This window comes from Amphritea sp., from assembly GCF_050300915.1.
Classification (GTDB): domain Bacteria; phylum Pseudomonadota; class Gammaproteobacteria; order Pseudomonadales; family Balneatricaceae; genus Amphritea.
This window is the reverse complement of sequence record NZ_JBNKYN010000004.1, coordinates 57,317-81,603: the sequence shown is the minus strand read 5'-3', so window position 1 is coordinate 81,603 and position 24,287 is coordinate 57,317. Positions and strand designations below refer to the sequence as shown.

Here is a 24,287-nt window from a genome sequence, read left to right as displayed (position 1 = left end):
TCAACTCCTTAACTTGTTGCGAAGAAACTCGGTTAAACTCATCTCTGCAGGCTTGTCAGTTGCACCCAGACACTGGCTGATGCCCTCGACCCAACCTGCAGGGCCTGTCTGACTTGAGAGATAGAGGTTAGAATGAACAAGTTGCGGCGGTTCATGCACCGGCGAACGGATCACCACGGCACAATCCGCAACCTGAAGCATATCCACATCGTTAAAACTATCCCCGGCGGCGATGGTTAAAAATGTACTGCCCGGGGCCGAATCAGCATATTGCTGGTTTAGCCATTGCAACGCCTTCCCCTTATTGCAAGCCCCGGTTATATGGAGAAAACGCCCGCCCTGAAGTACCGTTGCACCCTGCTGTCTCAACACCGCAACGAACTGCTGTTTACGCTCATCCGTACCGAGCCATCTCACAGGTTCACTGAATTCACGCTGATTAGCCATTTGCGCGGCAAGCTCAGAAAGCCCTGTTGACGCTTTAATTCCCGTCACTCCCATGGAGGTAAAGGTTTCAAACTCTTCGCCAAACTCTGGCTGCAAGTCAGCCAGCTGTGCTACCCAATGCTCACGCGGTTTAGAAAATTGATAGCAGTAGTAATCATCAACCCGGAAGCTGCCAGCAGGAGGGTTAATAAAGTAATTATCCGGGATAAAAACAGCCGCTCCGTTTTCAACGATAAAGGGATGAGGGTTATTTAAGGCTATGCGCAAAGCCGCTAACTCAGCTCTGGTTTTACTTGTCACAGGGATCACTGGAACCGCCAGTTCACTCAATAGCGCCAATAAAGGTTCGGCCTCGTGAAAGCTATAACTGAAGTGATCCAACAGCGAACCATCAAGGTCGGTAAAAATCAGAACCTGTTGCGTCATCGTCCCCTCTCTTATAATTGTGCGCTCCATCGGCAAATATATAAAAATGCACCAAATAGAAGCACTGAACCTCGATATCGCCAAATACCTCCCGCCATATACAAGGTAAAGCAGGAAACATACCGAATCCGGAAAAACCACAAAATTAAGGTGCAATTAGCCAAGCATAATCTATGCTTTATGAGTTACAGGTAGAGGCGAAAGTCCTTTTTTCTGCAATTCACTGGCAGCACTGACGCTTAAGCAGCAACCGGATAAATCCGCCAGGTCGCGCTAACGCTATGGCACTGTTATGCTGAAGAAATAGCAGTAGGATGATACGACAGACAACCAGACTCACTGCTTGGGCAGCAACGGAGACGGATAGTTAAGCGTTAGCATCCAGAATGGGGCAGCCTTAAAAAAAAACATATTATGAAGACGAAAAAAGGGCTGATCTTATCGATCCACGCACCAAACTAAGGCACCGACTGTTCGATGTTTATTTGCCGTACACCAACAGAATTCGAATAGTCGAATGTCGCAAACGGTCAAAATTTGTAGTTTATTTTGTATTTTTTGAACACCAAAGCAGAACATTTAGACTTAATTATAGGTTTTTAAAGGTTATGTTTGCACAGACACTTCGTAATATCGTAGTGTATAAACAGAACTGAGACGGTATCCGACTACAAATTTTAAAATTTGCAGACAACAAAAAAATAAATTGTAGCGAGGCATAAGAACAAATGGAAAATTCAGCTTCCAGTGAGGCTTTTGTACGATTCGAGGGTGTTCAGAAAAGTTATGATGGCAAAGTTCTCGTCGTAAAAGATCTGAATATTGACGTTCCTCGTGGTGAATTTCTTACGATGCTTGGGCCATCCGGCTCAGGTAAAACTACCTCTCTGATGATGCTGGCGGGGTTTGAAACCGCAACCCACGGCGAGATTTATCTCGATGGCCGATCAATCAACAATGTCGCCCCCCATAAGCGCGGCATAGGTATGGTATTCCAAAACTACGCCCTGTTTCCCCATATGACCGTTGCCGAGAACCTGGCATTCCCTCTCAAAGTCAGAAACATGGGTAAATCAGAGATAGAAACCCGGGTTAAACGTGCTCTCGATATGGTCGAACTCGGCAGTTTCGGTGACCGTCGCCCGGCACAGCTGTCCGGCGGACAGCAACAGCGGGTTGCCGTAGCCCGGGCACTGGTGTTCGAACCCGATCTGATTCTGATGGATGAGCCGCTGGGCGCGCTGGATAAAAACCTGCGTGAACAGATGCAATATGAGATTAAACATATTCATGAACGGCTGGGCGTTACCGTGGTGTATGTTACCCATGACCAGTCAGAAGCACTGACAATGTCTAACCGTATTGCGGTGTTCAATGACGGTATTATTCAACAGCTGGCCCCGCCTACTGAACTCTACGAAAAACCCACCAATTCGTTTGTCGCTCAGTTTATTGGCGAAAACAATAAACTATCCGGCACATTACAGTCGACCCAGGACGGTATCTGCACAGTACGTCTGCCTACAGGTGAGCTGGTTACCGCACTGGATATCAATACCGATGATATTGGTAAAGAAAGTACGCTGTCGCTGCGGCCTGAACGGGTTTTTCTCGATCCGGTAGAGGGACAGTGCGACAACGTTTTCACGGGTAAAGTTGAAGAAGTTATCTACCTTGGCGATCACAAACGGGTACGCATGAATGTCTGTGGCCATAATGAGTTTATTGTCAAGGTGCCTAACTCAACCGATAACAAGGGACTACAGGTGGGAGGAACCGCTGCAATAGGCTGGTCCTCTAAGGATTGCCGGGCTCTTGATCCGATCTGATGTGATCTGGCCCAGACTATTATAAGTTAGAAAAAAAATAATAACGTCTAATCACTGCGTGATGGACTTATAAACAGCGCCTTCAAGAGGAAGGCGTCATGACATCAAGCCCGAGAGGAAAGATCAAATGAAGAAATTTTCCAAACTATCATCTGTCCTGGCACTGGGTGCTGCGGTCTGCATGGGCTCTGCTATAGCAGCGGAACCACTGACCGTTGTATCCTGGGGTGGAGCCTATACTAAATCTCAGCGTGAGGCCTACAGCAATCCGTTCACCGCTAAAACCGGTATCGAAATTGTTGACGAAGATAAGTCAGGTAATGGTCTGGCAGGTCTGCGGGCACAGGTTGAAGCGGGCAACGTAACCTGGGATGTTCTCGATATTCTGGAAGGTGACGCTATTCTGGCGTGTGACGAAGGTATTGCTCAGCAACTTGACTATGAGAAAGATCTGAACCCAGGTGCTGACGGTACGCCAGTAATGGAAGATTTTGTTGAGGGTTCACTGTCCGGCTGCTACGTTCCAACCATCGTTTATGCCACCCTGTTCTCTTATAACAACAACGCCTTCCCAGGCGAAAAACCCAGCACCATTGCTGATGTCTTTGATCTTAAGAAATTCCCAGGCAAACGTGCGCTGGAGAAGAAACCCGACGCTAACCTTGAGTGGGCTCTGGCCGCTGACGGCGTACCCTATGACAAAGTGTATGAAGTACTGGGAACCCCTGAGGGTGTAGATCGTGCATTTGCGAAACTGGATACAATTAAAGATTCTATCATCTGGTGGGATGCCGGTGCTCAGCCACCTCAACTGCTGGCTGATGGTGAAGTTGCCATTGCCTCTGCTTACAACGGCCGTATCTTTAACGCACAGGTTGTAGAAAACCAGCCGTTTACCATTATCTGGGACGGTCAGGTTTACGAACTGGATGGTTATATCATCCCTAAAGGTGCACCACATAAGAAAGAGGCGATGGATTACCTGCGCTTCGCCACTGACACCCAGCGTCTGGCAGATCAGACCAAGTATATCTCCTATGGTCCTGCACGTAAGTCTTCCGCACCATTGGTATCCACTCACCTGGAAACTGGTGTAGAGATGGCACCTCACATGCCAACTAATCCGGAAAACTTCAAAACTCCAATTAAGAAGAATGCGGAGTTCTGGGCTGATAACGGTGATGAGCTGCGTCAGCGCTTTAACGCCTGGCTGGTACAATAAAATATAAAGGGGGGCTCACTAGCCCCCCATTTTATAAGAAATATGACTGGTTCTGTTCCGGGTTATCCGCGACAGAACCGGATTAGGGTTTGAGTTTGAATGATGGCTCATTCCTCTGGCGTCACCATCGTGGGCTAACGCCATTTTATTCATCTTCAGAAAAGGGTTTGTATTCCTCATGATGGCAAATACTGTCGAGGCCAAAGGCCAATTAACCCCGGACGAGCAGAAACGCTTAACCGCCGATATGCACCGCTCACTGCGCCGCAAAAAAATCCGGGCAGTGCTTCTGGTAGCGCCACTGCTTATCTTTATTCTGGTCACCTTTGTTTCGCCAATCGCAACGATGTTGTTCCGCTCTATTGATAACCCGCAAGTATCTGAGTATATGCCGAATACTACTGCAGCCTTATCTAACTGGGATGCGGATAGTAACGAACTGCCAGACGAAGCAACCTATGCGGCGCTGGTAACCGATCTGAAAATAGGCCGTGAAAACCATACCATTGGTAAAGCAGCCACCCGACTTAATTATGAAAAAAGCCAGATGCGCAGCCTGTTAACCGGTACCGCACGTAAAGCTGGCAGACTTAAGCCTCCTTTCAAAGAACAACTGATTAAAATTAATAAAGGCTGGGGCGATATCGATAACTGGCGCGTCATCAAACGCGAATCAAAACCCTATACCGCATCCTATTACATCGCTGCATTTGACATGGAAACGACCCCTGCCGGTGAAATAAGAATGCTCCCGGAACAACAACGGGTCTATCTGCAGATGCTCTGGCGCACCGTATGGATGTCTCTGTTGATCACCGGATTAACTCTGTTACTCGGATATCCGGTTTCCTATCTGCTGGCCTCTCTGCCAATGGGTATCGCCAACACGCTGATGATTCTGGTGCTACTGCCTTTCTGGACATCTCTGCTGGTTCGCACCTCATCCTGGATAGCGCTGCTACAGGGTCAGGGGGTGATCAATGACATCCTGGTGTGGTTCGGCCTGGTCAGCGATGATAACCGCCTGAGCATGATCTATAACGCCACAGGTACGGTCATCACCATGACCCACATACTGTTACCGTTTATGATTCTACCGCTCTACTCGGTCATGAAAACCATACCCCCTAGCTACATGCGTGCAGCACGCTCTTTGGGCGCTACACCATTCACCGCCTTCGTTAAGGTTTATCTGCCACAGTCCGTACCGGGAATCTCTGCCGGTGCCATTCTGGTCTTTATTCTGGCCATCGGTTATTACATTACCCCCGCGCTGGTGGGTGGTCAGACCGGTCAGTTCATCGGCAATATGATTGCCTATCATATGCAGAGCTCGCTTAACTGGGGCCTTGCTGCTGCATTAGGCGTTATCCTTCTGGCACTTGTGTTGGGTATCTACGCCCTTTACAGCCGCCTGCTGGGCAGTAACAATCAGATGAGTTTGAGGTAAAACTATGGCGCTTCCATCTTATGCAGGCCCTTTGGAAACATTCTGGTACTATGCGTTTCGTGCTTTTTGCGGCATGGTATTTATCTTCCTGATATCACCCCTGCTCATTATTATTCCATTGTCTTTCAATGTTGAACCCTATTTCAGTTTTACTCAGGGCATGCTGGAATTTGACCCGGATGCTTATTCACTGCGCTGGTATCAGGCGTTTTTTGAAAGTGAGCGCTGGATGAACGCGATCCAGAACACCTTTATTGTGGCGGTTTGTTCAACCATTCTGTCGATGATACTCGGCACCCTTGCTGCACTCGGCCTGAGCCGCTCAGAGCTGCCGTTCAAAGGCATGATTATGGGATTTCTGATCTCCCCAATGATTGTTCCGCTGATCATCTCTGCAGCGGGCATGTTCTTCTTCTATTCCTCAATGGGAATATCGCAGAGCTATCTGGGGTTGATTCTGGCACACACTGCGCTGGGCACTCCGTTCGTGGTTATCACTGTAACCGCGACCCTCAGTGGTTTTGACTACAACTTAGTCAGGGCAGCCGCCAGCCTTGGTGCCACTCCGACCTATGCTTTTTTCAAAATCACTGTGCCCTTGATTTTAACCGGCGTTATTTCCGGCGGTCTGTTCGCCCTGATGACATCGGTCGATGAGGTGGTCGTTGCTATCTTTATTGCTGGTGCCGAGCAACGTACTGTGCCAATGCAGATGTGGGCGGGTATTCGTGAGCAGATCAGTCCAACGATTCTCGCGGTAGCAACCCTGCTGGTATGTATGTCGATACTGTTACTGAGTACGGTGGAATATCTGCGCCGCAGATCTGAAACCATCCGGGGTATTAGCCCACACTGAAACCCAACAGCATTAAACAAAACCGGGAGCAAACGCTCCCGGTTTTAATTTACAACGACACTAAAGTTATCTACTGACTCAACCGAGCCAGCACAGCCTGGGCTACCAACGATGACGATGCCGGGTTTTGGCCGGTAATCAACAGGCCATCCTCAACCAGATAGGGCGCCCAGTCGGACCCCTGACTGTATAAACCACCCCGCTTTTTCAGCTCATCTTCCAACAGGAAGGGAACGACGTCAGTCAGGCCCACTGCCGCCTCTTCTGTATTAGTAAAACCAGTCACATTGCGGTTTTTAACCAGTGGCTCTCCCTGAGCATTTTTCGCATTGATTAATACACTCGGCGCATGACATACCGCCGATACCACTTTATCCTGGTGAGAAAAGGCTTCAATCAGCTCAATGGATTTCGGATCATTGGTCAGATCCCACATCGGCCCGTGTCCACCCGGATAGAAAATCGCATCAAACTGATCTGCAGATACCTCATCCAGTTTTAATGTGCTGGCCAGTTTTTGTTGCAACGCTGCATCCTGATCGAAACGACGGGTGTCATCGGTTTGAAAATCCTCCAGAGCGCTTTTCGGATCGATCGGCGGCTGTCCACCGGCGGGCGATGCTAAAGTGATATTCGCTCCGGCATCGGCAAACACATAGTAAGGTGCGGCAAACTCCTCAATCCAGAATCCGGTTTTCTCGCCGGTATCACCCAGTGCATCGTGGGAGGTCAGTACAAACAAAATATTCATTTTAATTTCCTAATAATTTTCTTAATGGATCTGGCGAAGGGAGATCACCTGAACAGTTTCTCAAAAAACTGATCGCCCTCCTCCAGCTCTGAAAATGGGTGACTCATCAGGCAAGTTTAACCAGCATCTTGCCCAGATTTTGTCCGTTAAACAGCCCGATAAAGGCATCAGGGGTCTGTTCAATGCCGTTGTGAACGGTCTCTTTCCAGCTAATTTTTCCTGCGGCAATCCACTGCATCATCTGTGCAGTAAATTCGGCATAGCCATCCCAGTGTTCAAAGACGATAAAACCCTGTATTTTCAGCTTTTTAATAACAATCTGCGCCAGATTAGCCGGCCCCGGCTGCGGCGATGTGGCATTGTATTGCCCGATCATGCCGCACACAGCGATGCGGCCATGATCGTTCATCAGGTTTAGTACAGCTTCGAGGTGATCACCACCCACGTTTTCAAAATACACATCAATCCCTTCAGGGCATGCCTCCGCAATACTGGTTTGCAGATCCTTTGAGGTTTTGTAATTAACCACCGCATCAACCCCCAGCTCATCCAGCAGATAACGGGCTTTCTCATCTGACCCAACACTGCCCGCCACATAGCAGCCTTTGAGTTTTGCGATCTGACAGACTATCGCCCCAACGGCGCCGGATGCGGCAGACACGAACACCCGGTCACCCTCTTTAAGTTCAGCAATTTTAAGCAGGCCGGTATAAGCGGTCATACCGGTCATGCCCAGGACACTGAGAAAGGCCTGATCAGCAATCTCTGTTTTCGGTAGTAACTGCAGATCGTTACCCTCTGAGGTAAAGTATTCGCGCCAGCCATTCATGCTGGAAACTTTACTCCCCACCGGGAATTGAGGATGACGAGATTCAACTACTTCACCCACCGCCCCGCCACTGAGCACCGTATTCAGGGCAAATGGCTCAACATAACTGGCACGCTCTATCATCCGGCCACGCATATAAGGGTCAACCGAGAGCCACAGATTTTTAATCAACACCTGCCCCTCTTCCAACACCGGAACAGGCTTGCTCACCAGATTAAAATCTGCCTTAACCGGCATGCCCTGCGGGCGATTTGCCAGATGAATTTCGCGACTTGATTCAATATACATTCAACACCTTAAATTTTCGTTGTCTGAGAATGATGAGTAGTCTATTCTCCCAAATAACATGCATCCAATGCATACCATACATAATCAACATAATTAAAAATTATATTATGAATATCAGCCATCTCTCCTCGGCCGACCTCAATCTGCTACCGGTTTTTCAGGTGTTACTTGAAGAGCGTAGCGTCACCCGGGCGGCAGGCAGACTGAACCTGACGCAACCGGCCATCAGTCGCAACCTGACACGTCTCAGAGAGCTCTTTAATGACCCCCTGTTTACCCGCACCCCTAAAGGATTAGCACCCACTCCCCGCGCTGAAGCGCTGGCACTGCAGTTGCATCAATCGCTACAGGATCTGAGTCAGCTAATCTCCCCTGCCACCTTCAATCCGGCAACGGCAACACAAAACTTCAGGCTGGCGACAACTGATTACGGTACCCAGGTATTACTGCCTCCGGTTCTGAAGCGGATACGTGCTGAAGCACCAGGTGTCAATCTGGAGATTGTCCCCTGGCATGAAAATTTGGTGCAACAACTGGATCATGAGGATATCGATCTGTCGATCTGTGCCGTCGAGGATGCTCCGGCAGCTATCCATGGTCGCGGAGTGGGCTTTGACCGGTTTATCTGTGTCGTCAGAGAGGATCACCCGCTGATAGAACGGGGATTGAGTCTGGAAAGCTATGCCACCTACCCCCACGCGCTGATCACCATGGGCGGTGCCCGCAAAGGCGCTATCGACTACCTGTTAGAAGAACGGGGGCTGAGCCGGCGTATCGCATTAAGGGTACCGCATTTTGTCGCCGCGCTGGCGATGATTTCACAAACCGATCTGATTCTGACAGTCCCCTACGGCTTAGCGGTCAGTTTTGCTGAACAGTACAAATTGAAAATGTTGCCCTTTCCCATGGAACAGAAAGGCTTCACCTATTCCATCATCTGGCATGAACGGCATATGAAGGATCCTGGCCATATCTGGTTGCGGCAACTGGTATTTGAAGAGCTGACCAAAACGCTCGAGGAGCTGAATGTGGGATTCAGAATTTAATTAAACCTGAGTCAATATCAGGCCGGTTATTCGCATGTCTTTCACATATCGACTACTAGCCTATTGAAGTTTAATGATTTTCCATAATCGTTAAAAAAGTAGAGAGGAAAACTGCAAAGGGTAACGCTCTGCAGATCCTCCATCCTGGATCAAACAGTCATATTAATACCGGTACAGATAGTCTGACTCATCAATCTGTAGCCGCTATTACTGAGATCTCCACCAGCAACTCAGGGCTTGCCATAGCCGCCTCAACACAGGCCCTGGCGGGTGCATGACCCTCAGGAACCCAGCTATCCCAAACCGCATTCATCTCTGCGAACAGTGCCATATCCTTAAGATAGATCGTCGCTGAAAGAATCTTTTCCGGACTACTGCCCACCGAAAACAATAGATCAGATACCTTATCCAGCATGGTCCGGGTCTGTTGCGAAATATTTGCACTACGGTCTTCAGCGACCTGTCCGCAGAGATACGCGGTGTGATTATGAATCACTATCTTACTCATCCGAGCCGCTGTCTCGTGGCGTTCAATTGTCATGATTTATGTCTCAATTATTAAATTTTATGCGTATTAGGCGTCACTCTGACTAAGTCCAGCTAACTCACCTAATGTCACCGGTTTTATGGGAAAACGGATGTGGTAATAACCAACTTCTGCCGGGCTCTTACCCAGTTCATCTGCCAGCAAAGCTGTAACGGTTGCTCCACACTGGCGACCCTGACATGGACCCATACCGGAACGACAAAATGCTTTGGTCTGGTTCGGGCCGACACAGCCGTGTTGAGTAAGCCCTCTAATTTCTGCAGCCGTCACCTCCTCACAGCGGCAAACGATAGTTTCTCCCTGCGGTCTGAGGAACATATCCAGAGGTCGGTATAGGTGATCCAGAAAAGGACGAATCGCAAGCTGGTCGTCCAGCGTCTTGCGTAACTGATCGATGCCGATAACATCTGCCCCTTCTTGATTTAACTGATACGCGATCTCCTTAGCGACAATCCGCCCCTGAATCTCTGCAACGATGGCCCCGCCAATACCACCAGAGTCCCCGGCAATAAAGATATCCGGATGACTGCTGCAACCGTTTTCAGATAATGTCGGTTTCCAGCATTGCTGTACCTCATCCCACTGATGTTCTAATCCAAGCGCTCTGCCCAGCTGAGTATTGGGAATAACGCCCTGATGTACCAGCAAACTATGGCACTCAAATTGATGCTGAATACTCCCCTTGTGAAAGCTGACCGAAGCCAGGTTACCGTCACTGCCCGATTCAGCTGTTAGCGCTGTTGCGCTTTTATAATATCTGACTCCACTGCGGCGGATCTCGTTGAGCATCCGTGCCCCTTTAAGCAGATAGCGCCAGCCTTTAATTGCACCGTAGATCTCCTTCAATGCCCGTCGATAGTTACTGGTCGGGGTTGTATCGACGATTGCTTCGATGCAGACACCGGCTCTGATTAGCTGGCAAGCAATCAACAGCAGCAACGGACCGCTGCCTGCTATCACTAACGGCCCTGTAGGCGTGAGCCCCGATGATTTCAACAAGATCTGAGCAGCGCCACAGGTCATCACACCAGGTAGTGTCCAGCCGGGAAATGGCACCGGACGCTCCTGCGCGCCGGTTGCCAGCAGAAGCTTTTTAAATCCAACCTGACGACTAGCCCCCTTGACTGAGAAGCACAGAGTATTATCAGTGGTCACATCCCATACCGTTGCATTCGTGATATGCGTTACCAAAGCGTGAGTCAATCCCGCTAATAACGTTTCACCCGCATAATAGTCAGCCCCCAGGATCGAGCGATCCTGCAGCACAGGTCGACCAATATTTCTGTAAATTTGCCCGCCTGCACGCGGCTGTTCATCCAGAATAAGAGTATTGAGACCTGCTTCACCAGCCTCCCTGGCAGCTGCCATACCCGCAGGTCCGGCCCCAATAATCACCAGATCAAATTGCTGTAAACCCGTCATACATCGCCTCCGCTAACTTCTCGAGCCCCTGTCTGAACAGTGATGACCATCCCTTCACGCACCTCGGTCATACAGGCTTGTGTGTTAGGTTTTCCGTCAATATTCATCAGACATTCAAAGCAGACTCCCATCATGCAGTAAGGCGCCCGACCCGAACCGCTAACCGGCGTTGTGCGGGTTGGCCTGAGGCCGGCATGCATCACTGCAGCGGCGACGGTCTCACCTTCCAGAGCGAATATTTTTTGTCCCTCTACCGTGATCTCTACCTCTGCTCTTTCATGGCAGGGTAAACGGTTAAAGCTGAAATCTGCTGCCATGAAACTTCTCCAAATCGATAGCGGGATCGGCAATCCCCGTTGCAATCCAGTCAGCAATAGGCCCCGCATGCGCAGCCGCCAGAGTGACACCACTATGACAGGTAACAAGATATGCACCGGGGTATTGTTCGGACTGCTGATAGACAGGATTGCCATCCGGCGTCATGATGCGCAAAGCACCCCAGGAGCGGATAAGGTTCACATCTTTCAACAGGGGAAACATCGTTGTTGCACGGTGAGCGATCTGTGCCAGTACATCTGTTGTGGTACCGGTATCGAAGCCAACATCTTCTTTTGAATCACCACACTGAACCGTCCCTTCAACCGTCTGGCGAACATGGCCGGTAGGATAATTTAAAAAAGGCTTAACTCTTTCAGCGATCAGCACCTGCCCACGATTAGGAAAAACCGGCGCGTCGATACCCACCATCGGGCCCAGACTCTTATTGCCTAAACCCGCTGTTAGCACGACTTTATTGCAACTAAACTCACCCTGTTCTGACTGCAGTACAAACTGACTTTGTTTTGGAATAATATTGCTGACCTGTCCTGCATTAACCAGCTTGCCACCCAGTGATTCAAACCGGGCAACCAGAGCCCGCAATAGATAGAGCGGATTCACATGACCATCTTCAGGCCCCCAGGTAGCGCCTGCCACTTCCGGTCCGATCTCCGGGATCAGTTCCCGCAACTGCTGCAGATCAAGTACATCGAAGGGGTAGCCCTGTGGATGTTCCGCTGCCATCTTTTCCAACATCTGTTGCCTGCTGTTCAATTCAGATTCACTCAGACAGACAAACAGGCCTCCCCGTTGCTGCAGCTGAATATCAATGCCGGTATGTTGAGTCAGATCTTCTGCCAAACCACCCCAGAGCTTAGCCGAAAGGCGGGTAATCCGGGCATAGGCAGGAAGGTTATCTCCTTTCCCCTGCACCCAAACCAATCCAAAATTGCCCCGTGATGCACGCAAAGCGATATCGCCTTCATCATAAACAGTGACTTGCTGCCCCTGGCGTTGAATACCCAATGCAATACAAAGCCCAACCAGGCCACCACCAATGACAGCTACGTCAGAGCTGCCACGGTTTAGCCGCACACTCTCCGTCATATGCCTTCTCCAATACAAAGGGGATTTATCAGTAGAAACGGCCAGGCGATCACCTGGCCGAAGGTGCTATTTTATTCAGCCATTGCGGCTTTCAGAATCTTGTCTGCCCACTCTTTACCGATATCGTTCACAATTTCCGGCCATACGTTCTGCTTGACCTTTGCAGCAGTCGCAGCCAACTGTTCCGGTGTTACCTTAACGATCGTTGCGCCAGCATCAACCAGACGCTGTTCGTTGGCAGCCTGATCTTTTTCTGCGGTTTCCCAACGACGGTTTTCAAACTCCAGAGCAGCCTGAGCAACAGCCTGCTGCTGATCAGCTTTAAGATCATTGAAGCGCTCTTCGTTGATCAGCAAATACCAGACTTCAAAATGAGTATTAATTGGCACATAGTACTTAGTCACATCACGGAAAGAGGCATAGTAACCTTCCGCACCAGACCCAATCACTCCATCAACAACACCAGTCTGCACCGCCGTAAAAGCTTCAGAAAATGGCAGTGGCGAAGCGATATATCCCAAATTATCCGCTAAAAGCTGAAAGACCTTGATCGGAGGTACACGAACTTTCGTCGATTTAATCACACTGGAGTCTGCTGCACCTTCAACATCTTTATTTAACGCAACACCGCCAAAATAGACTGGCCACGCCGCCAACACTTTGATGCCCTGCTGTTTATACAGATCAGAGACCGTATTTCGCATCACAGAACCGGGGCCGAATTTCTTTTGTGCGTCCGCCCAGTCCTGGGCCATATAGGGCAGAGACACGATCTGGAAGCGCTTATCCACACTGGAAGCAATTGGTTGAACTGCCATATCCACAGCCCCGAGACCAACTCGCTCCTGAACCACCGTGTAATCACCCAGAGCATTTGCCGGATACAACTTAATTTTTAATTTTCCATCTGTTGCCGCTTTAACAGCTTCAGCAAACTGAGCCGCATCTTTATCAATTGCGGTACCCTGTGGGCGAACATGGGATAGTTTCAACGTAGCTGCTTCAGCTACACCAAGTGTAGCCAGTGATAAAGAAGCCGCCAGAACCAGCTTTTTAGACAGTGAAGTAAACATAACTTTCCTCGTTTTTGTTGTTGTCCCAGCGGACGATGTTTTCAACTTAATTTTCAGCTTTTTCAGTAACTCATCATTTTTAGTAGCCGAGCATGGCCGGAATATATTCAGACAGCTCAGGCCAGACCAACACCAATACCACCACCGGCAGATAGCCGAATAGCAACAGGATCATGGCGGGCTTAATCACTTCGGTAAATTTCACATTGCCTATGCGGGCACCCAGATACAGGATGCTGGCATACGGAGGAGTTACGCCACCCATCGCTGTAGTCACCCCCATAATCGCAGCAAACTGAATTGGACTAACGCCTAGCGCATTCATCAGCGGCATCAGTAACGGTGCGGTCAGAATGATCGCGGTGATATCGTTCACGACCATGCCGATGGCAAACAGAAACAGCGTTATCAGAATCAACAGTGTTGTTTTGTCCTGCGTAATTTCAAAGATCGATTCAACCAGCGCCTGGGGGATATCCTCCATCACAAAGATCTGGCTCAACATCAGGCTGAAAAGAATCATGATCAGAATCGCACCCACTGCCGTAGCAGATTCTTTTCCCGCTTCCAGAAATGCTTTCCAGGTCAGTCCTTTGTAGATCATAAATCCTACAGGCAGGGCATAGATGACAGCGACTGCTGCCGCTTCTGTGGGCGTCATAATGCCGCCATAGATACCACCCAGAATAATCACCGGCATCAGCAACGCAGGAATCGCATGAACCGTGTTATTTCCCGCCAGCTTAACGGTCTCACTGAAAGAGACTTTATCGTCCATCACCAGTGGAAACTTACGCGCCATAACCAGGTTGACGATGGCAAAATTGAGCATGATCAGCAGGCCAGGCCCCAATGTCGCCAGAAAGCTGGCCAGAATAGATGTTTCGGTTACCCAGCCATAAACGATCATGGTGACGCTAGGCGGAATCAACAGACCCAGTATTGAAGAGTTAGCAATCAGTGCAGTCGCATAAGCGCGGGGATAGCCCTTACGTTCCATCTCTGGGATCAGCAGAGGACCGATCGCAGCAATACCAGTAAGACCACTACCAGAAATAGCGCCGATGATGGCGCAGCTAATTGAAGCTACAACCCCTAATCCACCACGGATACGCCCGACAAAGACATTAACAAACTTCAATAAACTTGCGGCAATACCACTGACACTCATAATCGTGCCGGCAAACACAAACAATGGAATTGCAAGCAGTACGGGGTTAGTCAACTGACTAAAGCCCCACAACATCATCCCTTTGAAGGTCGCTTCGCCAATCAACACCATGACCATCAGACCCGCACCAAAACAGTACGGCAGTGGTACGCCAAGACTCAACAGAATAACCAGTACAGCAAACGCCAACAGTGCTACTTCAACCATTGTTACTATCCTCTTTCGGTGACAGCAGCTCAAACTCATCAAGCTCACTCGTATGAGGATGCTCATGATCAATCAACTTATCAGCTGCAACGCTACCTGCCAGCAACACCCGAATATGTCTGGACAGATGCAGCAGCACATAAAGCGTCATTAGTAACAAACCAATAAACAGAGCAGACTCATAGATAAGTGTTGGCAGATAAAGGGTTGGGGTCTCTTTTGCTACCCGCACCGCATATTTGAAATAATCCCAGGCCCAGTATGTTAACCAGACGGAGATGACCAGACTGATCGACTCAGACACTACCAAAAGAATATGGCGTGCCCGTTCTGTGCTGAGGAAGACTTCGAGCACATTTGCCCGGATCTGAGTGTCTTCACGGGATGCATTAACTGCACCGAGAATGTAGAGCCATAAAGTCGGGATAACCGCTATCTCCTCAAGCCCCATAATAGGCGTTTCGAAAACATAGCGGGTTATCACCTGTACGAATTGCATACCTGCAACCGTACTGATCAATATCGCCAGAGTGTATCTGAACAGCGTCTCCATAATTATTGTCTCTATGCTGGAGCCCATAAATCAGCGCTTCCGGAGAAGCACCCTAGTTGGTGTTGTTACATGATCATAAATCAAACAAATAATATCAAATACCAATTATTACGTAGTTGATAATATAATGTTATATTTATAACGGATCAGGAGGGGCATAAATGGCTAAACTAAGTTTCAGACAGGTCGAGGCATTTCGAGCGGTAATGATCGCGGGCACCACCACTGGCGCAGCTGAAATACTCTACATATCACAACCTGCTGTGAGTCGGTTGCTCAGTGACTTTGAAGACTCCGTTAAAGTCCCCCTTTTTGAGCGACAGAAGAAAAGACTGATCCCTACGCCTGAAGCGCAGATTCTGTTTGAAGAGATAGAGCGCTCATTTGTCGGCATCGAAAAACTGGCAAGAACGGCTGAAGAGTTAAGAGCATTTCATCGGGGAACACTTCGAATAGCTTGTATGCCCGCGCTTGCGCATACGTTACTCCCTAAAGTTTCCAGTGAATTTATGGAGCAGAATCAGGGTATTTCGATGACACTGCAGGTACGCAGCTCTCAGCAGGTGGCTGACTGGATCTCCACTCAGCATTTCGACATCGGTCTCTCTGCAATCGCGGTGTCTGATCCAGCAATCAAAACCGAATCACTGGCGCACAGTGAACTGGTTTGTATTTTGCCGCCCGGTCACTGCCTCCAAAGTAAAGCGACTATCACACCAGAAGATCTGGAAAATGAGGTGTTTATATCACTGGGTACAGAGCAAAGTATTCGCTACAAAGTGGATGATGTCTTCGAACACGCCGAGGTAAACAGAAAAATGCTATTTGATACTCAGGTATCTCATGTTGCCTGTAGCTATGTGCTTTCAGGTTCAGGCGTATCCCTGGTTGATCCGGTTACCGCTATAGGCTTCATAAAACAGGGCCTGATAGTGAAACCCTTCGCCCCCTCAATACGCTTTAATTACAACCTGATCTACCCCGCAACCCGACCGGTATCACAATTGGCACTGGATTTTTGTAAACTGTTAAAAAAACGCCTGAAAGAGCTTTCTGAAAGTTCAGAGAATCTGTTTAAGATAAAATAACAAGCAGAATCATAGTTAAGGAATATACTAAAACGATACTCTCTACTTTTTAGCTTCGATATAGATGGGACTAAAGTTCAGATCATCACCACTCTCGGCGAACACAACCCTGATCAGTTGTCCCTCCACCTGACTCAAATCTAAAGGCACTTTGAAGCCAACGTTTTCATTTTTGAGCCCCAGATGCCTGGCAACATCCGGACGGGCTAAAGCAGGGATCTCTGTTTTTATAACTGCCTTACCCAGCAGCACTTTAATCTGAACCGACTTACCGCTGTTCTGATTACAGGCCCAACCATTAAGACACTGACCGTCCCAATGATCTACATGGCCAACTAAGGCGTCCTTGGATAGCTTCCTGAATATACTCAAGACCGAATCGATATGCTGAACAAAGCTCAGATGACGATAGGTTTTAAGATAGGAAGAACATTTAAAAAATAGTAGTTTAACCTTCCCACTCAAACCTGTATTCATCGCGGTCCAGAGCAGAAAAACCTCTGTAGAGCAGGTTTTCTGATCCTTTCTTATTAGCGACAATAATTTTTTAGCATCCTTAATGAAACCACCGTAATACAAAGACTTAACTTTAAGTAGCAAGTTCTTTTCATGGTCCGCGTCAGTTGCATCAGTGAATTGAGCCATGACATTACCCATGATGTAATCAACAAAACTTGAATCAACATGCCGGTAATCATCATGACGCCAGATTGCTGACGGATTACTCAGTGTGACAAATTCATAGCTGGGAAAATAGTTAACATTGGCTTTACTCGCGACAAGCTCCTCTACCGTAACCCTAAGTACCGCTTTAGAGTAACTGTTAGATATAAAGACATCCTGTTCTCTGAATGTATAGGTAAGCGGTATTGGAGAAACGGTAACTAACAACCTGAAATCAGGCTTAAGATGCGTTGACAGCAACTGATAGATTGCATTCAGATAAAACGAGGTAGTTTCATAGTCAAATACATGCAGTTCAAACCGTTCCGGGTACGTTTTTATCAAACTATGTGGCACAGCAACATTCAAATATCGCTGTGTGTCTTTATCAAACCAGACTTCACTGACGCCCAGAGTCAATATAACGACATCGGCTTCTCTGATTGCAGAAAATGCGCGGTTAAACGCATCACGAAATGTTTTACCAAATTCACGGCTGTAACTTCGCTGCTTCCCGGTCAATTGATAGTCCTGAACAATGTCCTCACCGATATTGATCAGCACTTGATCATGACAGTAGGGTTGCTCGGGATCTAACGCCCATGCCAATTCATTGTAGATAGAAGCAACATTATATTTATGAAAAACAGAATCGTTATTAAAGGGACTATCCTCTGATTTTGGTAAATCATGAAAAATGGATAGCACATCATAATTCTGTCGATATAGCGCCTGGCTTATCTCATTGGCAAAACAGGACCCGATACAAAAAATCTTCTCATCGGGATTAATCTTAAAGCTTACTTTTGCTTCGGGGGTTGCGATGGGGTATAAGCGTTCAGGGTTTCGTCTGGAAGGCCACCGTCTGGTTTTGTTTCTCTGGTTATCCTTTGACCATGCACTTTCACCCGAGATAATTTCAATTGCCATTTTTTACCTAGACATCAACAAATTAACGTAACGCTGTACACACCACTTAAAAACCAACGCAATTTATTGAATTTTATCAGGTATTTTTTAACATTTCTCTACAGTTTTAGTAGTTCAGATTTAGCTAGCTGCTTAGCCAGATCAGTTCCTCAAGATATACTCCGTGGAAATCAGCATCCCGCGCATCATCATTGCTTTCCCCCTAAAGCTCTCCCTGTAACATCAGGTACAGGGAGAGTACATACCTGCTGCTAATCAAACCGCCGCCAGCACACCAAACGCCGCCACCGCAACACCGGCAATACGGGAAACCATACCCATACTGTAGCTATCAGCCAGCTGGCCCAGACGAGTGCCTGCCACCAACAGTACCGATGTAGTGATCAGGAATCCGGCGATGTAGGCAAGTGGATGAACCGCCAGTGGCAGTTCAGCGCCATGGGCCAGGCCGTGGAACAGGGCAAAACCTGACGCGACAGCTATCCCCGCCACCAGAGAGAAACGCACCGCCAGTGCCAGCAGCACACCTGCCGCAATCACGGAAACCACAATCCCCTGTTCGACGAACGGCACGCTCAGTCCGGTCATTGCCAGCAGAGTACCCGCGACCATCGCCAGCAAGAATGCGGCAGGAACGGCGATACGGGTGCGGCTGGAGATGTCACGCGTCTTACCAACCGCCATCAGACCCACGGCCAGCATCACCAGCAGATGATCTGCGCCCGATAGTGGATGCAGAATACCCTGAACAAAACCGGCCACTTCATGACCGGTATGTGCCATAGCTGACAGAGGTGCCATTGCACCGGCCAGGGCCAGCAGACGTAACTGATTGCGTTTATTCATTGTTGTGCTCCTTACTATCCTATTAAATTTCAGACAACTGCCTTAACCGGCGGCAGTTGCTTCGATTCCAGCATCCCTTCGGATACGATAAAGTCGATAATCTGTTGCAGCCCTTCCGCCTTTTTCAGATTTGAAAAGACAAAGGGGCGCTCGCCACGCATCCGCTTGGCATCCACATCCATCACCTCCAGGGATGCCCCTACCAATGGTGCCAGATCGGTCTTATTGATAATCAGCAGATCGGAGCGGGTAATGCCCGGCCCACCCTTACGGGGAATCTTATCGCCGGCGGAGACATCGATCACATAGATAGTCAGATCTGACAGTTCCGGGCTGAAAGTAGCACTGAGATTATCGCCACCGCTTTCGACAAACACCACATCCAGCGCACCATGACGGGCAAGCAGCTGATCTATCGCCGCCAGATTCATCGAGGCATCTTCACGGATCGCCGTATGCGGACATCCTCCGGTCTCTACGCCGATAATACGGTCGGCATCCAGCGCCTCATGCTGAGTGAGGAATTTCGCATCTTCCTGGGTATAGATATCGTTGGTGACAACGGCGATATCGTAATGTTCGCGCATCGCTGAACAGAGTGAGCGTAGCAGCGCTGTTTTACCCGATCCGACCGGACCACCTACGCCGACACGCAGTGTTTGTTTTGGTTTACCTGGCTGTTGTGTGCTCAAAATAACGCTCCTGAATGTTACTGTTCCGCCTGATCCTGTCAGGAACGGAATAATCTTGAATACTGTGTTTCATGGCCCGCACTGGCGATAGCCAGCCCCTGCAGACCACTGCCAATCTCATCGTCTGTAACCGCGTCTGCCCGACTGATCGCCTGGGGTAACAGTGGTTGCAGCTCACCCAGCAGTTGCTGCGCCTGGGTCTGCCCCAGCGGTACCAGTTTAGTCGCAGCCGCAACCTGATTTTCCAGCCATGACCAGAGAAATCCCAGAGCGCTGGTCGGATAATCGATCTGCCAGTTCTGCGCGGCAATACCGAACAAAACAACAAAGCTCAGTTCACCCGATGTTGGTAACGGCTGAGAAATTCCCAGACTCACCAGCAAACGGTTCATCGCCTCCCCCATCGCACTGTCGGTCAGTCGCAGTTCGCGGGTTTCACGGCAGGCCAGCGCCAGATCGTTGCACTGCAGTAACCCTTTCTGATCATCTGCTTCTGCGGCGATCATCGCGAGTTTCAGTAGCGGCAGATCGGTCTGCGCCACCGAATACAGCAGTTGTTGTTCCAGCCACTCAGATACCTGCTGGGCGTTGCTGACCCAGCCACGCTCAATAGCAAACTCCAGCCCCTGAGAGAAGGCATAACCCCCCACCGGCAGACTGACACTGCTTAGCTGCATCAGCCTTAACAGCGCGCTATCAGTGGTGGTGATGGCCGCCATGACTGTAGGCTCCCGATTCCGGTACAAATACATCATCCAGATGGGTGAGGGTCAGACCTAACAGTTCCAGCATCTCCTCCAGTACATGATCCGGTTGCATCCGCAACCAGCGCTCCCCCACCTGGAGTTTTACGTGCCGGTTGCCCAGGTGATAACAGGCCCGGGCAAAGGTATGCCAGTCATCACATTCGGCGTGGGTTACCGGCTCGACCGCACCTTCGACCTTAATAAATTTGCCACAACTGGTTTTCAGATATTCGCCCACCAGCAGCGGTTTGCCCCGCTCCAGAAACAGACGGATCTCTTCACCATTCTCGCCGGTCAGTTTTAACCGGCCACGGTCTCTCTGTTCCTGACTCAACACGACGGTGGTATAGACCGTTTCGTGGCAGTGATCGCCTAAGCGCTCATAAACTTCCAGCATCTCTTTTCCTTAAAAAAACAGGCGTTAAAAAACGGCTTCGCTCAAAACAAATTATACAGTTGCGCCAGTGGCAAAACGTCTGCCGGTTCACAGGTTAGCAGCTCGCCATCCGCTCTCACCTCATAGGTTTGCGGATCAACCGTAATAACCGGCATCCAGTCATTGTGCACCATATCTTTCTTACCGATATTCCGGGTATTGGAACAGGCCACCAGGCGACGGTTCAACCCCAGTTGCCCACCAATATCCTTTTCCAATGCCGCGCCAGAGACGAAGGTCACCGAGGTCTTAGCCGGGGCCTGACCAAAGGAACCAAACATCGGCCGGTAGTGTACCGGTTGCGGGGTTGGAATCGAGGCGTTCGGGTCACCCATTGGCGCCGCGGCGATCATGCCGCCCTTAATAATCAGCGAGGGTTTAACGCCAAAGAATGCCGGTTTCCACAACACCAGATCCGCCAGTTTACCCGGCTCAATCGAACCGACTTCATGGGAGATTCCGTGGGCAATCGCCGGGTTAATGGTGTACTTGGCAATATAACGACGGGCCCGGAAGTTATCACAACCCAGGGTTTCATCTTCCGGCAGCAAACCAAACTGGGTTTTCATCTTATGGGCGGTCTGCCAGGTACGGGTGACCACTTCGCCAACACGCCCCATTGCCTGCGAGTCCGACGAGATCATGCTGAAGGCACCACGGTCGTGGAAGATATCCTCCGCCGCANTGGTCTCTTTACGAATCCGCGAATCGGCAAAAGCGACATCTTCGGGAATATTACTGTCCAGGTGATGACACACCATCAACATATCCAGATGCTCATCCACCGTATTACGGGTATAGGGGCGGGTCGGGTTGGTCGATGATGGCAGCACATTCGGATAAGCACAGGCACGGATAATATCCGGCGCATGGCCGCCGCCTGCCCCTTCCGTGTGATAGGTATGAATCACCCGGTCTTTAAACGCTGCCAGGGTGTCATCGACGAAGCCCGATTCGTTCAGAGTGTCGGTATGGATCGCCACCTGCACATCATATTTATCGGCTACGGAGAGACAGTTATCAATTGAGGCGGGGGTTGTACCCCAGTCCTCATGCAGTTTCAGGCCACAGGCTCCAGCTTCCAGCTGCTCTTCCAGTGGTTTCGGCAGGCTGCCGTTACCCTTACCCAGAAAGCCAAAGTTCATCGCCATAGCGTCGGTTGACTGTAACATCTTACCGATATACCAGGGTCCCGGTGTACAGGTGGTAGCATTGGTGCCGGTTGCAGGCCCCGTTCCACCACCGATCATGGTAGTCACCCCAGACATCAAGGCCTCCTCTATCTGCTGTGGGCAGATAAAATGGATATGGGCGTCAATACCACCGGCGGTGAGAATACTGCCCTCCCCGGCGATCACTTCGGTACCCGGCCCAATAATGATATCGACGTTATCCTGGGTGTCCGGGTTACCCGCTTTACCGACTTTATAAATACGGCCTTCACGGATACCGACATCCCCCTTAACGATGCCCCAGTGATCCAGCACCAGCGCGTTGGTGATCACCAGATCAACGGCAATATCATTGCAGCACTGACTCTGCCCCTGACCATCACGGATAACCTTGCCACCGCCAAACTTCACTTCATCGCCGTAGGTGGTGAAATCTTTCTCAACCTCAATCCACAATTCGGTATCACCGAGTCGCACCCGGTCACCGGTCGTTGGGCCAAACATCTGTGCATAGGCTGCGCGATCCATCTTACTCATACGCCATCCTCCCCGGCATCCAGCTGCCCCATTACATCACCACGAAAACCATAGACGGTGCGGCTACCAGCATATTCCACCAGTTCAACTTCACGTCCCTGGCCCGGCTCAAAACGCACCGCCGTGCCAGAAATAATATTCAGGCGGAAACCCCGGGCCAGTTCACGGTCGAACTCGAGGGCCGGATTCACCTCATAAAAATGGTAATGGGAACCGATCTGCACCGGACGATCGCCACGATTTTCCACCCGAAGAGAGATCGTTTTACGTCCCTCGTTCAGTTCAATCGTGCCTTTGACGGCCTGTATCTCTCCAGGAATCATACTATTCTCCTCTCAGCAGATCGGGTTATGTACAGTGACAAGCTTAGTGCCATCGGGGAAGGTCGCTTCCACCTGTACTTCGTGGATCAGCTCCACTACACCGGGCATCACCTGATCAGCACTCAACAGGGTTTTGCCATAGCCCATCAGTTCGGCGACTGTTTTACCATCCCTGGCCCCCTCCATGATCTCCATGGTCAGATAGGCCATCGCTTCGGGATAATTCAGTTTCAGCCCCCGATTAAGGCGACGTTCGGCCAGCAGCGCCGCAGTAAACACCAGTAACTTGTCTTTCTCTCTTGGCAGCAGTTCCATAATCTATCCCTTTCACTTATCTCGCTCATAGCGTTCACAGGATGAACGCTGTTAGGATTCTTTCTCTTCAGGTCGCCCAGATACGGGGTTCGCAGGCTTCGCGCCCCAGCAGTTGCGGCCGGATCTCATGCCAGCAACGGATAAACAGTTTCATCGCCTGATCGGTCCGGTTGCCCAGATAACGGATGGTCATAAACTCACCGGTCAGGCTCACCGCCGCCAGTGCATCGCACTCGTCGGCGAGCTGACGCAGTTGCTTGATCAGTGCATCAATCATCGGTTCCGATGTCTGTGTATCGGCCAGGGTAAACGGACCTGCCACCATCAACCCGGTCACCGGATTACCCCGCAACCCGGCACGCCCCTGCAGTAACGCTCGATTCTGATCATCAATCTGTAGACGCTCGCGCAGCAAAACCCGGTCATTACGGTTGATCTGCAGCGCCTGGGAAAGGGTGCCGATAGCAAACGGCAGATTCTGGTTAGGCATCCCGAGACTGGTGATCTCCCAACCGATGAACCGGGCATCATCCGCCAGATTGACATGGGTGTCCAGTCGGGTACAGGCATCGGGATAGAGAATGGTTTCCATCGGTAGCCACTCGACTGAACTGCCAGCATCGATGTTTAGCGTATTGATCTGATGTTGCAGGGTTCGGTCGGGACGCGCCCGGTACACCCTGCCAGCGCCCGGCGTGGTCAGCAACGCATGGCTGCTACTGCGACAGTCCACAGTGATTTGCAGGCGATCCCCTGACACCAGACCACCGGGAGGGTGAAGCAGATAAACCTGGGCGAGATCCGGCCCTTCAGGGTAAAACGCTTTCTGCACATAGAGCGGCCCCTGATGTTCAGCCCGTTGCAACACAGTGCCCCGGGCTGTGCGGCCAAACTGCAGAAAAAGCTCAGCATTCCAGGCGGAGGCTTGCGTCTGTTGTGGCGTTTCGGGGGAGCCTTCGTGCAGCAGAGACGGTGTCGGTTGTGACAAGCTGGTCAT

25 protein-coding genes are annotated in these 24,287 nt (G+C 50.0%); 6 read left to right on the top strand and 19 right to left on the bottom strand.

The window, feature by feature from the left end; translation table 11 throughout:
• The gene (locus tag ACQY8X_RS01960; RefSeq protein WP_428033458.1) at window positions 1-873 is read right to left on the bottom strand and encodes an HAD-IIB family hydrolase; all 873 of its coding nucleotides are present in this window, start codon (window positions 871-873) and stop codon (window positions 1-3) included.
• 728 nt (window positions 874-1,601) lie between these two features.
• Here ACQY8X_RS01960 and ACQY8X_RS01955 point away from each other — a divergent pair.
• The 4 genes from ACQY8X_RS01955 to ACQY8X_RS01940 all read left to right on the top strand — a co-directional run bounded on the left by ACQY8X_RS01955 (window position 1,602) and on the right by ACQY8X_RS01940 (window position 6,230).
• Window positions 1,602-2,702, top strand: coding sequence for an ABC transporter ATP-binding protein (locus ACQY8X_RS01955; protein WP_428033457.1), 1,101 nt, complete (start codon window positions 1,602-1,604; stop codon window positions 2,700-2,702).
• A gap of 127 nt (window positions 2,703-2,829) precedes the next feature.
• Window positions 2,830-3,924 carry an ABC transporter substrate-binding protein gene (locus tag ACQY8X_RS01950; RefSeq protein ID WP_428033456.1) on the top strand — a complete coding sequence of 365 codons (1,095 nt, stop codon included), beginning with the start codon at window positions 2,830-2,832 and terminating at the stop codon, window positions 3,922-3,924.
• 178 nt (window positions 3,925-4,102) lie between these two features.
• On the top strand, window positions 4,103-5,374 hold the full coding sequence (locus ACQY8X_RS01945) for an ABC transporter permease (RefSeq protein WP_428033455.1): 1,272 nt from the start codon (window positions 4,103-4,105) through the stop codon (window positions 5,372-5,374).
• A 4-nt stretch (window positions 5,375-5,378) separates the two neighbouring features.
• Window positions 5,379-6,230, top strand: a complete 852-nt coding sequence (locus ACQY8X_RS01940; RefSeq protein WP_428033454.1) for an ABC transporter permease — start codon at window positions 5,379-5,381, stop codon at window positions 6,228-6,230.
• Window positions 6,231-6,300: 70 nt separating this feature from the next.
• Here the strand turns inward: ACQY8X_RS01940 and ACQY8X_RS01935 are convergent, their stop codons facing one another.
• Window positions 6,301-6,981 (bottom strand): type 1 glutamine amidotransferase domain-containing protein, encoded by a 681-nt coding sequence (locus tag ACQY8X_RS01935; RefSeq protein WP_428033453.1) that lies wholly within the window; start codon window positions 6,979-6,981, stop codon window positions 6,301-6,303.
• A gap of 106 nt (window positions 6,982-7,087) precedes the next feature.
• Entirely contained in the window at window positions 7,088-8,098 is a 1,011-nt protein-coding gene (locus tag ACQY8X_RS01930) for an NADP-dependent oxidoreductase (protein WP_428033452.1), read from the bottom strand.
• Window positions 8,099-8,205: 107 nt separating this feature from the next.
• Here ACQY8X_RS01930 and ACQY8X_RS01925 point away from each other — a divergent pair, with 107 nt between their 5' ends.
• The gene (locus tag ACQY8X_RS01925; RefSeq protein ID WP_428033451.1) at window positions 8,206-9,144 is read left to right on the top strand and encodes a LysR family transcriptional regulator; all 939 of its coding nucleotides are present in this window, start codon (window positions 8,206-8,208) and stop codon (window positions 9,142-9,144) included.
• Window positions 9,145-9,334: 190 nt separating this feature from the next.
• Here the strand turns inward: ACQY8X_RS01925 and ACQY8X_RS01920 are convergent, their stop codons facing one another.
• From ACQY8X_RS01920 to ACQY8X_RS01890, 7 genes are all read right to left on the bottom strand, one after another.
• A complete protein-coding gene (locus ACQY8X_RS01920; RefSeq protein ID WP_428033450.1) occupies window positions 9,335-9,685 on the bottom strand; it encodes a RidA family protein in 351 nt (116 codons plus the stop codon).
• A 33-nt stretch (window positions 9,686-9,718) separates the two neighbouring features.
• Window positions 9,719-11,113, bottom strand: a complete 1,395-nt coding sequence (locus ACQY8X_RS01915) for an NAD(P)/FAD-dependent oxidoreductase (RefSeq protein ID WP_428033449.1) — start codon at window positions 11,111-11,113, stop codon at window positions 9,719-9,721.
• Window positions 11,110-11,430 (bottom strand): (2Fe-2S)-binding protein, encoded by a 321-nt coding sequence (locus tag ACQY8X_RS01910; RefSeq protein WP_428033448.1) that lies wholly within the window; start codon window positions 11,428-11,430, stop codon window positions 11,110-11,112. Before ACQY8X_RS01910 ends, ACQY8X_RS01915 begins: the two co-directional genes overlap by 4 nt.
• The gene (locus ACQY8X_RS01905) at window positions 11,408-12,538 is read right to left on the bottom strand and encodes an NAD(P)/FAD-dependent oxidoreductase (RefSeq protein WP_428033447.1); all 1,131 of its coding nucleotides are present in this window, start codon (window positions 12,536-12,538) and stop codon (window positions 11,408-11,410) included. The genes ACQY8X_RS01910 and ACQY8X_RS01905 overlap by 23 nt, the downstream gene beginning before the upstream one ends.
• A gap of 71 nt (window positions 12,539-12,609) precedes the next feature.
• Window positions 12,610-13,611: a TRAP transporter substrate-binding protein DctP gene (dctP, locus tag ACQY8X_RS01900; RefSeq protein WP_428033446.1), complete on the bottom strand. Its 1,002-nt coding sequence runs from the start codon at window positions 13,609-13,611 to the stop codon at window positions 12,610-12,612.
• A 79-nt stretch (window positions 13,612-13,690) separates the two neighbouring features.
• Window positions 13,691-14,989 carry a TRAP transporter large permease gene (locus ACQY8X_RS01895; protein WP_428033445.1) on the bottom strand — a complete coding sequence of 433 codons (1,299 nt, stop codon included), beginning with the start codon at window positions 14,987-14,989 and terminating at the stop codon, window positions 13,691-13,693.
• Window positions 14,982-15,488, bottom strand: coding sequence for a TRAP transporter small permease (locus ACQY8X_RS01890; RefSeq protein ID WP_428033444.1), 507 nt, complete (start codon window positions 15,486-15,488; stop codon window positions 14,982-14,984). The genes ACQY8X_RS01895 and ACQY8X_RS01890 overlap by 8 nt, the downstream gene beginning before the upstream one ends.
• A gap of 215 nt (window positions 15,489-15,703) precedes the next feature.
• Between ACQY8X_RS01890 and ACQY8X_RS01885 the strand changes: the two genes are divergently transcribed.
• On the top strand, window positions 15,704-16,630 hold the full coding sequence (locus tag ACQY8X_RS01885) for a LysR family transcriptional regulator (protein ID WP_428033443.1): 927 nt from the start codon (window positions 15,704-15,706) through the stop codon (window positions 16,628-16,630).
• A 42-nt stretch (window positions 16,631-16,672) separates the two neighbouring features.
• Here ACQY8X_RS01885 and ACQY8X_RS01880 read toward each other — a convergent pair whose 3' ends face one another.
• The 9 genes from ACQY8X_RS01880 to ACQY8X_RS01840 form a co-directional block, all read right to left on the bottom strand.
• A complete protein-coding gene (locus tag ACQY8X_RS01880) occupies window positions 16,673-18,223 on the bottom strand; it encodes a GSCFA domain-containing protein (protein WP_428033442.1) in 1,551 nt (516 codons plus the stop codon).
• A gap of 255 nt (window positions 18,224-18,478) precedes the next feature.
• Entirely contained in the window at window positions 18,479-19,069 is a 591-nt protein-coding gene (locus tag ACQY8X_RS01875; RefSeq protein WP_428033441.1) for a HupE/UreJ family protein, read from the bottom strand.
• A gap of 29 nt (window positions 19,070-19,098) precedes the next feature.
• On the bottom strand, window positions 19,099-19,761 hold the full coding sequence (gene ureG, locus ACQY8X_RS01870) for an urease accessory protein UreG (RefSeq protein WP_428033440.1): 663 nt from the start codon (window positions 19,759-19,761) through the stop codon (window positions 19,099-19,101).
• A gap of 38 nt (window positions 19,762-19,799) precedes the next feature.
• A complete protein-coding gene (locus tag ACQY8X_RS01865; protein WP_428033439.1) occupies window positions 19,800-20,480 on the bottom strand; it encodes an urease accessory protein UreF in 681 nt (226 codons plus the stop codon).
• Window positions 20,458-20,904 (bottom strand): urease accessory protein UreE, encoded by a 447-nt coding sequence (gene ureE, locus ACQY8X_RS01860; protein WP_428033438.1) that lies wholly within the window; start codon window positions 20,902-20,904, stop codon window positions 20,458-20,460. Before ureE ends, ACQY8X_RS01865 begins: the two co-directional genes overlap by 23 nt.
• Window positions 20,905-20,945: 41 nt before the next feature.
• Window positions 20,946-22,652, bottom strand: coding sequence for an urease subunit alpha (gene ureC, locus ACQY8X_RS01855; RefSeq protein WP_428033437.1), 1,707 nt, complete (start codon window positions 22,650-22,652; stop codon window positions 20,946-20,948).
• On the bottom strand, window positions 22,649-22,975 hold the full coding sequence (locus tag ACQY8X_RS01850) for an urease subunit beta (protein WP_428033436.1): 327 nt from the start codon (window positions 22,973-22,975) through the stop codon (window positions 22,649-22,651). The genes ureC and ACQY8X_RS01850 overlap by 4 nt, the downstream gene beginning before the upstream one ends.
• A gap of 12 nt (window positions 22,976-22,987) precedes the next feature.
• Window positions 22,988-23,290 carry an urease subunit gamma gene (gene ureA / locus ACQY8X_RS01845; RefSeq protein ID WP_091356988.1) on the bottom strand — a complete coding sequence of 101 codons (303 nt, stop codon included), beginning with the start codon at window positions 23,288-23,290 and terminating at the stop codon, window positions 22,988-22,990.
• 67 nt (window positions 23,291-23,357) lie between these two features.
• A complete protein-coding gene (locus ACQY8X_RS01840) occupies window positions 23,358-24,287 on the bottom strand; it encodes an urease accessory protein UreD (RefSeq protein ID WP_428033435.1) in 930 nt (309 codons plus the stop codon).